Origin of the sequence: Phreatobacter sp., assembly GCF_016793595.1 — a bacterium.
Taxonomy (GTDB): domain Bacteria; phylum Pseudomonadota; class Alphaproteobacteria; order Rhizobiales; family Phreatobacteraceae; genus Phreatobacter.
This window is the reverse complement of the sequence record NZ_JAEULY010000008.1, coordinates 51,077-61,410: the sequence shown is the minus strand read 5'-3', so window position 1 is coordinate 61,410 and position 10,334 is coordinate 51,077. Positions and strand designations below refer to the sequence as shown.

At 64.3% G+C, this 10,334-nt stretch carries 12 protein-coding genes and 2 pseudogenes; 3 read left to right on the top strand and 11 right to left on the bottom strand.

What is annotated here, in order from left to right; translation table 11 throughout:
- Window positions 1-8: 8 nt before the first annotated feature.
- Window positions 9-203 (top strand): annotated as a pseudogene (locus JNK84_RS10840) (IS481 family transposase); the annotation flags it as partial.
- 185 nt (window positions 204-388) lie between these two features.
- On the opposite strand, the gene JNK84_RS10835 reads toward JNK84_RS10840, so the two are convergent.
- Genes JNK84_RS10835 through JNK84_RS10810 form a run of 6 tightly spaced genes read right to left on the bottom strand, consistent with a single transcriptional unit; the run spans window position 389 to window position 5,199 of the window.
- Window positions 389-1,699, bottom strand: a complete 1,311-nt coding sequence (locus JNK84_RS10835; protein WP_293423927.1) for a TRAP transporter large permease — start codon at window positions 1,697-1,699, stop codon at window positions 389-391.
- Window positions 1,696-2,274 carry a TRAP transporter small permease subunit gene (locus tag JNK84_RS10830; protein WP_293423925.1) on the bottom strand — a complete coding sequence of 193 codons (579 nt, stop codon included), beginning with the start codon at window positions 2,272-2,274 and terminating at the stop codon, window positions 1,696-1,698. The genes JNK84_RS10835 and JNK84_RS10830 overlap by 4 nt, the downstream gene beginning before the upstream one ends.
- Window positions 2,274-3,344: a C4-dicarboxylate TRAP transporter substrate-binding protein gene (locus JNK84_RS10825; RefSeq protein WP_293423923.1), complete on the bottom strand. Its 1,071-nt coding sequence runs from the start codon at window positions 3,342-3,344 to the stop codon at window positions 2,274-2,276. Before JNK84_RS10825 ends, JNK84_RS10830 begins: the two co-directional genes overlap by 1 nt.
- Window positions 3,345-3,401: 57 nt before the next feature.
- Complete coding sequence (locus JNK84_RS10820; RefSeq protein WP_293423921.1) at window positions 3,402-4,037, bottom strand: YbhB/YbcL family Raf kinase inhibitor-like protein; 636 nt, start codon at window positions 4,035-4,037, stop codon at window positions 3,402-3,404.
- 12 nt (window positions 4,038-4,049) lie between these two features.
- The gene (locus tag JNK84_RS10815) at window positions 4,050-4,430 is read right to left on the bottom strand and encodes a cupin domain-containing protein (protein WP_293423919.1); all 381 of its coding nucleotides are present in this window, start codon (window positions 4,428-4,430) and stop codon (window positions 4,050-4,052) included.
- 16 nt (window positions 4,431-4,446) lie between these two features.
- Window positions 4,447-5,199 carry an IclR family transcriptional regulator gene (locus JNK84_RS10810; protein WP_293423917.1) on the bottom strand — a complete coding sequence of 251 codons (753 nt, stop codon included), beginning with the start codon at window positions 5,197-5,199 and terminating at the stop codon, window positions 4,447-4,449.
- A gap of 103 nt (window positions 5,200-5,302) precedes the next feature.
- Between JNK84_RS10810 and JNK84_RS23555 the strand changes: the two are divergent.
- A pseudogene (locus JNK84_RS23555) lies at window positions 5,303-5,446 on the top strand (IS3 family transposase); the annotation flags it as partial.
- Window positions 5,447-5,497: 51 nt separating this feature from the next.
- Here the strand turns inward: JNK84_RS23555 and JNK84_RS10800 are convergent.
- Entirely contained in the window at window positions 5,498-6,739 is a 1,242-nt protein-coding gene (locus tag JNK84_RS10800; RefSeq protein WP_293423915.1) for a hypothetical protein, read from the bottom strand.
- A 39-nt stretch (window positions 6,740-6,778) separates the two neighbouring features.
- Between JNK84_RS10800 and JNK84_RS10795 the strand changes: the two genes are divergently transcribed.
- Window positions 6,779-7,030, top strand: coding sequence for a helix-turn-helix domain-containing protein (locus JNK84_RS10795; protein WP_293423913.1), 252 nt, complete (start codon window positions 6,779-6,781; stop codon window positions 7,028-7,030).
- Window positions 7,031-7,050: 20 nt separating this feature from the next.
- On the opposite strand, the gene JNK84_RS10790 is transcribed toward JNK84_RS10795, so the two are convergent.
- From JNK84_RS10790 to JNK84_RS10775, 4 genes are all read right to left on the bottom strand, one after another.
- The gene (locus JNK84_RS10790) at window positions 7,051-8,073 is read right to left on the bottom strand and encodes a hypothetical protein (protein ID WP_293423911.1); all 1,023 of its coding nucleotides are present in this window, start codon (window positions 8,071-8,073) and stop codon (window positions 7,051-7,053) included.
- 112 nt (window positions 8,074-8,185) lie between these two features.
- Window positions 8,186-8,578 (bottom strand): DUF3768 domain-containing protein, encoded by a 393-nt coding sequence (locus JNK84_RS10785; protein WP_293423909.1) that lies wholly within the window; start codon window positions 8,576-8,578, stop codon window positions 8,186-8,188.
- Entirely contained in the window at window positions 8,578-9,507 is a 930-nt protein-coding gene (locus tag JNK84_RS10780) for a hypothetical protein (RefSeq protein WP_293423907.1), read from the bottom strand. The genes JNK84_RS10785 and JNK84_RS10780 overlap by 1 nt, the downstream gene beginning before the upstream one ends.
- Before the next feature lie 235 nt (window positions 9,508-9,742).
- Window positions 9,743-10,333: a tyrosine-type recombinase/integrase gene (locus tag JNK84_RS10775; protein WP_293423905.1), complete on the bottom strand. Its 591-nt coding sequence runs from the start codon at window positions 10,331-10,333 to the stop codon at window positions 9,743-9,745.
- Window position 10,334 lies beyond the last annotated feature (1 nt).

Here is a 10,334-nt window from a genome sequence, read left to right as displayed (position 1 = left end):
CGCACCGCAAGCACGATCACTACGAAAGCCACGACCGACTCGAACTGCACCTTTAGGGCTTCGTCTCAACCTACAATTTCGGCCGGCGCCTGAAGACCCTCAACGGCCTCACAGCTTACGAATTCATCTGCAAACGCTGGACTTTGGAGCCGGAACGATTCACGCTCAATCCAATCCACAAAATGCCGGGACTGAACACTTAGACTGCGACTGCGACTGCGACTGCGACTGCGACTGCGACTGCGACCGCGACCAAATTCCTGGTCCCGACCTGCCATCTCCGACGCTGCTCTCCCTGCCGCGTTCGGCTTTTGGTGGCTCCGCGCTGTCCGCGAAGCCCATTCACCCGATGCCCGGGCCTGTGGTCGGGTGTACACCGGAGACAGGGTCACACCAGCACGAGACTCAGCTTCGGGAAGGCCACGACAAGCGCCAGAACGATGAGCATCATTACCACGAAGGGGAACGACCCCTTGAAGATGTCACCAAGGGAAATGCGAGGGTCGTTCAGGGTACTTTTCACGACGAAGGCGGACAGCCCGAATGGCGGCGTGAGCAAGCCGATCTCGACGGCGATGATCGTCACGATACCGAACCAGATCAGGTCCATGCCGAATCCGCTTGCGACAGGCAGGACCAGCGGCAGGCAAATCAGCATGATGGAGATGGAGTCGATGATCGTGCCCAGCGCGATAATGACCACCAGATAGACCAGCAGGAAGGCGAGCTCGCCGAAGCCCGCCCCCTTGATCGTCTCGATCAGGAACTGCGGAGTACCGGACATGGCCAGCATGCGCGAGAACATGTTGGCGCAGATGATCAGGAAGCAGACCGATACCGTGACATGCCCGGTGTCGAGCAGCACCTTCCAGAAGCTCGTCCAGGACAGCTTGCGTCTGATCAGCGCCAGTACCAGCGCGCCGGCAGCGCCCATGGCGCCTCCCTCGGTCGGGGTGAAGAAGCCGGCATAGATGCCACCGAGACACAGCAGGATCAGCGAAAAGCTCGGAACGACCTTGGCGATCATGGTGCCGATGCTCATCAGCGGCGCCTGGTCGCTTTCGTTCGGGCCGCCGACGGAGCGCGGAAAGTACCGCGCCATGATCATGATCCCGATGCAGTAGGTCAGCGCCAGCAGGGCGCCGGGAACCAGTCCTGCGAGGAACATGGAGCCGATCGATTCGTTCGACAGGAAGCCGTAGACGATCATCAGCAGAGAGGGCGGGATGAGCATGCCCAGGACGGACGAGCCGGTGACGACCCCGACGGCGAAACGCGGCGTATAGTTGAACCGCAGCATTTCCGGCACGGCCACGCGGGTGAAGACCGCGGCTGACGCGATGGATATGCCGGTAATGGCGGCAAAGACGGCATTGGCCGCGACGGTCGCAATGCCGAGGCCGCCGCGGATGCGCCGGAACAGCTGGTTTGCCACCTCGAAGGCATCGCGCCCGACGTCGGCGGCCGCCACCAGAAAGCCCATCAGAACGAAGAGCGGCACGATGCCGAAGACGTGGCTGGCAATGGCATCGCTTGCAGCCTGTGCCAGCATGTTCGCGGCGATCGCGAAATCGCCCCGGATCAGCCAGACCCCCACGAGCGAAATGCCGCCCAAGGCGATGGCGACATGCATGCCGACATAGATGAGAACGAACATGGCACCGAGGCAGCTCAGCGCGATCACGATATTCTCGGTCATGAAGCAGCTCCGCGCCTTGATGCGACCCTGAAATCATCGACGGCCAGAAACAGGAAGGTAAGGGCCGTGCAGGCGGAGCCGAAGACAATCGTCATGCGCATCAGCCAGACCGGTGCCTGAAAGTCGCCGATGGCGCCGAGATACTCGCCGTTGCCCCAGGATTCCAGCATCTGGAACCAGCTGGCCCAGCACAGCACTGCGATCAGTATGGCACCCACCAGGTGGAAGAGGCCCTGCAGGGCGCGTCCGAGCACCGGCTTCCTGCGGATCAGCATGCTGAGAAGGGCGTCCGCGCGGGTGAACTGGCCGGTCCGCAACGTATCTGCCAGTTGCAGGAAGACGATGGAGACGATGGACAGGGTGACGATCTCGATCACCCCGCGGATCGGTGTGTTGAAGAGATTGCGGCCGAGCACGTCGAACGTCATCAGCAGCATCATGACGAAGATCCATGCGGTACCGACGGCATTCATCAGGCGCGTCAGCCGGTGAAAGCCGAGAGGCTGTGGCGCGTTATAGGCATCCGGCGGCGACCCGTGGTCGCCGCCATCCGATGTTCCGATCGGTCGGGTCACTACTTCCCCCAGTCTCGCGGCAGATCGACCCCGGCACTCTTTAGCGCAGCCATATAGTCGGTCAGGACCGCGCGTGCGGGCAGCCTCTGCTTGCTCTCCAGGTCGGCGGCCCAGATGCGTCCGATATCGGGCAGGGCATCGGCCCAGCGCTTGCGCTCGGCAGGCGCGATGTCGGAGAAGGTCACGCCGGCCTCGGTCATGCGCCGCTCGAAGGTCGCAGCGGTTTCCATCTCGAGCTTGGCGAAGCGATCGGCATACTGCCCGCCGACCTCGCGCAGGACCTGTTGCACCTCCGGCGGCAGCCCGGTGAAGCGGCGCCGATTCATGATGATCCCGCCCGCATACATCGCGCCGATGTTGATCCGCGTGACGTGTTTGGTGACCTCGTGCAAGCGCGCCGGGAACCCGCCGGTGACGAAGGCGAGGGCGCCTTCGGAGGCACCGGACTTGATGTCCTCGAAATAGGTGTTGAGGTTGCCGCCGACGGCGACGGCACCAGTATCCTTCACCCAGTTGGCAGCCGTGCCGGGAGCCGAGATCTTGCGGCCCTTGAGGTCGTCGAGGGTCTTGATCGGGAAGGTCGTGAAGATCTGGTAGGTGTCGAGCGAGGCGCCCGACAGGTAGACGAGGTTGTTCTTGTTCCAGGCATCGGCCATCGCCGGATGCTTGTTCTGAAGATCGGTGATGATCTTCGAGACGAGCGCCACGTCGGTGGAGCCGAAGGGGGCGTAGTAGGTGACGTTCTGCAGGGGGAAGCGCGCCGCCTCGAACAGCGTCCCGACCCAGCCGATATCGGAAACACCGTCCTTGATGGCGACCGATTCCTGTCCGACCTTGGCGAGCGTGCCGCCCCAGGCCTTGGTCCACTCGATCTTGTACTTGCCGGCTGCGGCCAGCCGCCGGTCGACCTCTGGAATGAAGAACTCCTCCATCACGCGGACCCAGAGGAACCCGGGGGGGTGGCCGGCCGATGCGGTCAGCTTGATCGTCTGGGTTTGGGCACGTGCCGACGTGCCGCCCGCGACGACCGTGGCGACGGTGGAAACGAGCATTGTTCTGCGATCGATCATGGTGTCCTCCCTGATCCTGTTCGTTGTCTGGTCATGCGTGGATTTGCGCCCACCGCTCTAGAGCGCGCGAACGGCATTGGGGTTGAGCGCGTAGAGACCTGTCAGCGATGCCTCGGCCAGAACGTGACCCTGCATCGCGGCCAGCGCGGCCGACTTGTCGAAGGCGCCCTCGACCGGCAGGCGGTCGATGTCCAGCGCGTAGAGCGTGAAGACGTAGCGGTGGGGCCGCTCGTCGTTCCACGGGGGGCAGGGGCCGTCATAGCCGAAATACTGGCCGCCCATCCTGGCATCGTTCCTGAACCAGTCGGTATATTCGTTCAGGCCCTGGCGCATGCCGCGCGTGGCTTCCGGGCCGGGTTTGCCACCCTCGGTCACGCCTTCGGAAAGCTCTCCGAAGGCAATCGGCCCGCCAGCGGGGTCGATGTCGACCAGAACCCAGTGACACAGGCTGCGCCGCTGCTGTTCCCGCGCAACGACGCTGCCCTCCTTGTTGAACGTCTCCAGCCTGACGGGCACGTCGAGATCGTCATTGATCATGACGAGCGAGCGGGTTCCTGCCGGCAGATCGCTCCAGGCAAAATGCGGATTGCGATTCTCGCCCCACCGGTAGCTCTTGTCGGGTTCCAGCAGCCCGAAGGCGCAGGTGTCGGGCATGAAGCCCATATCGGGGAAGGTGTCGCTGACGAGCTTCATGATCGCGTTTCCTCAGCCGCGAATGACCTGAGCGGGATTTTCCCCGTAAGGCGGGGAATAGATGACCAGCAGCTTGGCCGGTCGGTCGCCCACCACCTCGAAGATGTGGCGCTCGCCGGGTGGAAAGTAGCAGCTGTCGCCCGCCTGCAGCTCGTAGCGTATGCCGCCGACCTCCGCGACGGCACGCCCCTCCAGCATGTAGCAGACCTGTTCGAGGTCGGGATGCGCATGGGGCAGTGCGCCCTGGCCGGGTTTGATCGTGCCGTGGACGACCTCGAGATGACGGGCGCCCACGGTGTCGGGGCTGATCAGGCGGCGATTGGTCGTACCGACATGGTTGGCCGGGTGGTAGGGCGGCGCTTCGTCCGCCCGGACGACATAACGTCTGCTCACTGTCGTTCCTCCAATATCATGGTTTGCCGATCTGCGCCGCAGCGCGACGCAGCAGCTCTCCGATCTCGTCCAGCCGATGTTCGAGACGGCGGGTCAGGCCGGCCGCGGTCAGGACGCAGATTTCCTGATTGAGGGAAATGGCAACGGCAACGGCTGCTGCGTCAGGCACGTTCTCGCCCAGCGAAACATGGAAGCCGCGCGCCTGTCCGTGCCGTATCTCCTGCTCCAGCGTCTCGGCGTTCTGGAGGGTGCGCGGCGTAAGCCGGTCGAAGTCAAGCTGCGCCATCATCGTCCGGCGCGCCGGTTCCGGCAAGGCGCCCAGCGCCGCCTTGCCGGATGCCGTGCCGTGCAGCGGCTTCGTCTGGCCCGCCACCGCCGTGTAGCGCAAGACCTCGCGGGACTCGGCCACGTCGAGATAGACGATCTGCCGGCCCGACAGCTTGGCGAAGATCAGGGTTTCGCCGAGTTCGTCGCGTAGCCTCGACAATATTGGCCTGGCCATGGCGATGAGCGGATCCCTGGCGGTGATAACCTCGGCTTTGTCGAACCATCGCCGCGTCGGGTAATAGCCCACCTGAGCGCGCATCTCGTAAAGGTAGCCCCTTGCGGAGAGGGTCGACAGCAGGGCCAGGCAGCTCGACTTCGGCATCTGCAGAAGCGAGGCGATCTCGCTGAGCGTGGCGGGACTTCCGCGCTCAGCATAGAACTCGAAGATATCGAGAACGCGTTGGGCGCTCTTGACGGGTGTCAGCGTGCCTGCTCCGGCCATTTCTGTTCACACATATGAACGCTCGGGCAGATAGATGAACACGACAGCCCATCTGACGCAAGCCGTGCGGATGGTCTTCCTCTCCGAGCTGGGTGCTGTCATGCGCGTGGCCCGTGAGCTGGATGATGTCATTCGCCTGCGTGACCGGCCGGATACGATCGTCTCCGACAGCGACACCGAGTTCACCTCGATGGCGATCCTACGCTGGTGCCAGCAGACCGGCGTCGCGCGGCACTACATCGCCCCGGCAAGTCTCCTGCCGGCGCAGGGTGTTACGGGCATGTCGACAAAGTTCTAGCTAGTCTAAAGCTATGACGGCTTCGGACCAGGCGGCGTGCCGGTCTTGCGGCAACCGCACTGGATTCTCTGCGGAGCATCGTAGCAGTGCCCGAGTGACGGCATTGGCGCGCTGCTGCGATGTCGGATCCGGTTGCGCGTTTCGCACCTCGGGCCGGCTGGCCAACGAGCCGTCGGCATTGAATCGAATGTGGACACGTAGAGAGCCGCGGCTGCGCTGAGGGTCATCTGCGATATTCCAGCAGCGCTCGAACCATGCCTGAATAACGTTGAGCTCTTGTCGCGTGATCTGAGGTCTGATGGCAGGTGAGTTTGCAGCAAGGTCCCCTGGTTGCGCTTCGAGCTCGCGCAACTGATCTCTCAATTGCTGAAGGCTTTGACGCCGCGAGGCGAGGCCAGCCGACAAAAGCCGCTCATCGCGAGCCGCGCGGCGGCTGAGTTCATCGCGCTGCAAACCGCGCGCAGTGTCGCGGCGGCGATCGTCCTCCGCCTCCCGCACCATGTCTTGAATGTCGCGTTCGACGCTCGCGATCTGCCGTCGCAAACGGTCGATCTGCGTCTGGCGGTTCGCCCGGCTTTGTTCTCTTGCCTCCGCGATGCGGCGCTCCTCCTGGCGCTGCCGGGACTGCGCTTCCTCCTGCCTGCGCTCTGCCAGCCGCTGCTGCTGCCGAACCTCCTCGACCTCAGCGTGCAAATGGGCTTCCGTCTGCATGCGGCCGGTGGCGTGCTCGACTGTCAGCTTGATGATCTCTTGAAGGACGTCGGATTCGAGGATCTCGTTCTCGACAAAGATCATGTCGTAGACGAGCGTTGTCTCGAACTGTTCGAGCATCGCTTGGTTACGGATGGTGGGCTGGGGGCCGCTGAGGTCGACTTGTCCGCGTTGGCGGCTATAGGTCACTGCGATCGTAGCTCGAACGCGACACCTCGTCTGGAGGCTCTCCCGGGCGATTGCCGTTGCGCCGACGACGCGCGGCGTCACCGTGATGGGCTTGCTCAAGTCGAACTGCCCGGCAAATCCAAGGCCCAGCAGCTCGATCGCTATAGCCGTGTTCTGATCCATGTTCTGAAGCGCTTGAGCGAAGACGCGGCCGAGCTGTTGGCCGACTTGAGCCAGCTCTGCTCCCGCAACGGACTGACACGTTGGCCCGCCCCATTGTGCCCGGGCTTTCGGAGCGTCCCAAACGCTCGCAGCGAAACATAGGGCACTGAAGGTGCCGGCTCTAACCAGTTGCATGATCATTCTGGTTCTCCTTCTGTAGCATAAACGCTGTAGTCATAAATGCGTCAAGACGGTCTGGTCCGCTGCGTGAAGCGCGACCGACCAAGTCCTGCACGTCAGCTTGTGGCGAGGAACATTCGTCGCTTGAGGACGGAGCGCGAGATCAGCCAGGAAGAGCTAGCCGATCGCGCCGAGCTGCACCGCACGAACATCTCGAAGATCGAGCGCGGGCTGCATGCGGTGTCGGTCGACAATCTCCATTGGATCGCGACGGCGCTCGGCGTCGAAGCGGCCGATCTCCTAAAGCGCTGAGGCGACGGTCTACGAGACGGTCAGTCGTCGCCATCGAGGCCGATGCCGATCGGCGCGCCGTCGAAATATGGGAGCCCAGCGGCGGCGAAGGCCTCGACGATGCGCCGCTTGACGTCGCGGGCGGGCATGCCGTTGCGGCGCTTGGCGAGGGAGTGCACGAACCAGGTGCCGAACACCTCGTGCCGGCCGAGCGCGACAATGCAGAGCTCGCGCTCCTCAACGAGGTAGAAGGCGCGTTGGCCGCCAAGCGCCTCGCTCCAGATGGCGAGGCTGTTGAGGCAGTTCTCTAGCCGCAGCCCTGCGGCGCGCAGCTCCCTGACAGTTCGCAGCGGCGTGATGGTGCCTGTGCCTATCCACGGCGGATCGGGCAGGACGAGATCGCGGCTGAGGCGGGTCAGCAGGTTGTCGATCTTCGCCGGCTTCTCCAGTGCGTTGAGCGCGCGCTGGATCGCCTCGTGGCTAAGGTCAGGCCGAATGCGCGCAATGCCATCGGCGAGGAACGTCACGCCCGCCGCGCCGAACCTGCCGATGAGCCGGCCGCGCGTCGAAGCGATGACCGCATCAGGAGCGTCTGCGATGCGCAGGATGACGAGGTCCGTTGGACGAGGCAGGTCGCCGAATGCGCGGCGTCGTCCGGGGTCTGCGAGCACGATGGCCAGCGCGTCGTAGCTTGCCACGACCATCGGTTCGTCGCCGAGACGGGCGAGCGCCCGTGTCGAGCCGAGATCGAATCCCCAGACCTCGCGCAGAACATCGCGTCGAGCGCGCGAGGCGAGGTTGGTCGCGAGCCAGGCATCGACAACGCGGCGACGCTTCTGCATGCCCCGCAGGGCGAGCGCCGTGTAGTGCAGGGTGTGGGCCGGTGCATCGCGCAGGAAGTCGGCGAGGCGAGGCTCGATCTGGCAGAGCTGCCAGAGCGGCCGGCCCGCCCAGTCGTAGCGCTTCTGTAGCGAGGCCAGTGTGAGCGCTGAACGTCGTCGCGCGGAGCGGAGGCTGCGGTTGTTCGACTGAGATTCCGGGCGAGCGAATGCAATCCCTGACATGGGAGGTTTCCTGTTCGATTGTGAGGGAGGTCGGGGCGTCGGCGCTAGCCGAGGCGCTTGTCAGCTCAGCGTGGCAGTTGGTTAGTGGTGCCGCGGTTCGATGCGATAATGCTCACCACTCCTCGATGAGCATGATGGTCATGACGCGCACCGTGACGGAAGCGTCGGCCGGGTTCTCAGAGCCATAGGTGAGCGAGGGATCGTAGCAGTCGATCTTGAACGCGATCGTGGCTCCCGCATGCTCGAACGAGCCGAAGTCGTGCTCGCCATACGGGTCGTTGTCAGTGTGAAACTCTTCAAAGACCCTGATCCTCTCCAGGATGGTCTGTTGCGCTTCGCCGCCGAGCGCGAGAATGCCGCGCGTCAGCATCACCTGGCCGCCGGTGAAGGTCGTGCGGAACGTATCGTTGAGGCAGCGGATGATCGTCGTGCGCGCGGCATCGGCGAGGGAGACCGCATCCTGATCGCCGCCGGTCGTGACGGCGCTGCCGAGATCGTTGTTCATCATATGTTCCTTTCATGGGTTGAGGGAGTGAGGCAATCGAAGCGTCTGATGATCGCGAGCGGAGAGCCGTCTCGACCGTGGAGAACGATGCTGGCATCGGGTCTGACGGCGTGCGGCTCGCGGCGGCCGCCTTGATCGAGATGCGTCTGTGGAACGCCGGCGGCGGCGAGGGGGCTGCGATCGGGATCTTGAGGCAGGGCTTCGTTGAAGTGCGACGCACCGATCACGGGGATGCCGCCAAGAGCCGCCGAGGCGCCTGCAATGCCGTGGCGCTGCCAGTATCCGTCAGCGCCCGGCCGGATGAAGTTATGGATCGCGATGAGAGCAAGGTCCGGTGGGTGCGCTGCCATCAATGCGCGACAGCGGGCAAGGAAATAGCGGCGCAAGGCGATGGACGGCCGGTGGAGCCCGTTCACGCGATCACGAGCGAGGCGCATCGCCGTCAGATCGGCATGGCGTTCGTGGATAATACCGCGCACGCCGAAGGCATCGTAGCAGCCGAGCAAGACCGCACGCCGGCCGCGAGGCAAAACCACCATGCGCGACGGGCTGCTGAAATCCTCCTCGTAGACGGGGTAGACCGGGCCCCAGCCATCGGTGTCGCCGTTCGCAGGGAAGGTCTTGCGCGTCAGCGCGACGAGCTCGCCGTCGCGCCAGGCGGCCACCATCTGGTCGCCGCCGATGCGGCGGTTGAGGGGTTTGAGATCGATACCGACGACCAAAAACGGAGGGCCTGCCCTGCCGGCCAACCGCCGGCTCAGCTCGCCCAGCGCCCTCACCATCGGCCGGCTGAGCAGAGCCTCGCGGCGCGCGGTCTCGTCAAGATGGCCGATGGGGTCTGGCAGCCGGAGGAATCCTCCAGGCAACAACACCGCCTCGACGTCGCCCCAGCCGCTCAGCGCGATCGCATCGATGATTCGTTCGGCCATCGCGACACGCGCGTGAGGGTCTGGCGTCGGGCGGCGGTGGAAGCCACGGATCGAGACGCTGACGATCGAACCGGCCGAAAGGGTAGGGGTAGAGGACGCCGCGCCTCTTGGCCGCCGTCGTGGCATGTTTGGTCGATCACGGTCTTGGACCATGGCGGATAGCTCCCGTTTGCGAGGTGAGAGGTCGTGGGAACGGCGACTGGCCCTGGCCAGGGCAGTCCCGATGCATCGGGGCTCAGATCAGGTTGACGAGCCGGCGCTGTGCATGCGTGTCGCCGTCGATATAGGTCTGCGTCGTCTCGATCGAACGGTGACCGGCAAGAAGCTGCACGTCGCGCAGACTGGCTCCGGCGCGGTGCGCCTGCCGCGCTGCCTGTGTGATAAAGGTCCGCCGTCCCGAATGCGACGAACAGCCCTCCAAGCCGAGCTCGGCATATAGCGCGACGAACCAGTTGACGATCGAGTTCGCCCGCATCGGTCCGCCACGCGCCGAGATGATGACGGGCCGTTCTGGCAGGCAGTCAGAACGCAGCCCATGCCGTTTCAGCTCGCTTAGCGCGCGCTTCAGTTCAAGATGGATCGGCACGCGCCGACCGGATCCTTTCTTCGCAATCGACGAGCGGACGTTGATGACCTCGCCGACGCGGCCGCGATCGTTGAGGACCATCGACCATGTGAGACCGGCGATCTCGCCGGCGCGAAGACCGGCGCGGAGCGATAACAGCACGATCACACGATCGCGACGGGGATAGGCATGCAGACGCACTCTCGCGAGGACGCGCACGAGCGCGCCCTGCGAGAGCACCTTGGCTTGGTGCCCGAGCATG

What these genes read in the sequence shown, in the direction of transcription:
- JNK84_RS10775 (WP_293423905.1), bottom strand. Translation starts at nt 10,333, where the DNA reads ATGCTCGGGCACCAAGCCAAGGTGCTCTCGCAGGGCGCGCTCGTGCGC.
- JNK84_RS10810 (WP_293423917.1), bottom strand. Translation starts at nt 5,199, where the DNA reads ATGGCCGGAGCAGGCACGCTGACACCCGTCAAGAGCGCCCAACGCGTT.
- JNK84_RS10825 (WP_293423923.1), bottom strand. Translation starts at nt 3,344, where the DNA reads ATGATCGATCGCAGAACAATGCTCGTTTCCACCGTCGCCACGGTCGTC.
- JNK84_RS10780 (WP_293423907.1), bottom strand. Translation starts at nt 9,507, where the DNA reads ATGGCCGAACGAATCATCGATGCGATCGCGCTGAGCGGCTGGGGCGAC.
- JNK84_RS10790 (WP_293423911.1), bottom strand. Translation starts at nt 8,073, where the DNA reads ATGTCAGGGATTGCATTCGCTCGCCCGGAATCTCAGTCGAACAACCGC.
- JNK84_RS10795 (WP_293423913.1), top strand. Translation starts at nt 6,779, where the DNA reads ATGCGTCAAGACGGTCTGGTCCGCTGCGTGAAGCGCGACCGACCAAGT.
- JNK84_RS10835 (WP_293423927.1), bottom strand. Translation starts at nt 1,699, where the DNA reads ATGACCGAGAATATCGTGATCGCGCTGAGCTGCCTCGGTGCCATGTTC.
- JNK84_RS10820 (WP_293423921.1), bottom strand. Translation starts at nt 4,037, where the DNA reads ATGAAGCTCGTCAGCGACACCTTCCCCGATATGGGCTTCATGCCCGAC.
- JNK84_RS10800 (WP_293423915.1), bottom strand. Translation starts at nt 6,739, where the DNA reads ATGATCATGCAACTGGTTAGAGCCGGCACCTTCAGTGCCCTATGTTTC.
- JNK84_RS10785 (WP_293423909.1), bottom strand. Translation starts at nt 8,578, where the DNA reads ATGAACAACGATCTCGGCAGCGCCGTCACGACCGGCGGCGATCAGGAT.